The sequence below is a fragment of the Flavobacterium sp. FG139 genome (genome assembly GCF_057809695.1).
Genome location: NZ_JBMDKL010000051.1, coordinates 1 through 551, shown reverse-complemented (window position 1 = coordinate 551; position 551 = coordinate 1). Strand labels below are relative to the sequence as shown.

Here is a 551-nt window from a genome sequence, read left to right as displayed (position 1 = left end):
AACGTTGTGTGCAATTTGCCGAAAAATCCTAAAACTAATTTAATATTAAAAAAAATAAAACCAAACATTATGAAAAATCTATTAAGAAGTACACTTTATTTATCTGTTTTTGCATTAGCTGGAATTTTATTTCAAATTAGCTGCTCTAACTCAGAAAACTCTAATCCTCAAAAAACAACTACTCAACTAAATAAAATAATTTATTCTAAACAAGTCGGTTCAGATATTCAAATTTGGACTTGTAACTATGATGGTACTAATCAAACACAAATTCCTATAACCTTACCAGCTAACTTAATTGTCAATAATAATAATTCTCAAGCGACTCCTAGACTTTCGCCAGATGGTCAAACTGTATTTTTTGTAGTTTTAAATACAACAACTTCTTTATGGTCAGTTTACTCTTGTGACATAACAGGAAATAATTTACAACAAGTAGTTTCTCCAGTATCAACTCCAAATTTAATTATCGGGAATACCATATAAAACTGCACACAACAGCCGTTTGCGCCAATGGCGTGGCTCGGGATTTATCAGAATGCGGAAGTGAA

Annotated in this window: 1 protein-coding gene; it reads left to right on the top strand. The window is 31.0% G+C overall.

The genetic code is table 11. The features are described from left to right. A partial coding sequence (locus ACODSI_RS15055) for a TolB family protein (RefSeq protein WP_488917672.1) occupies positions 1 to 486 on the top strand: 486 nt, incomplete at its 5' end. Between the last annotated feature and the right edge of the window lie 65 nt (positions 487 to 551).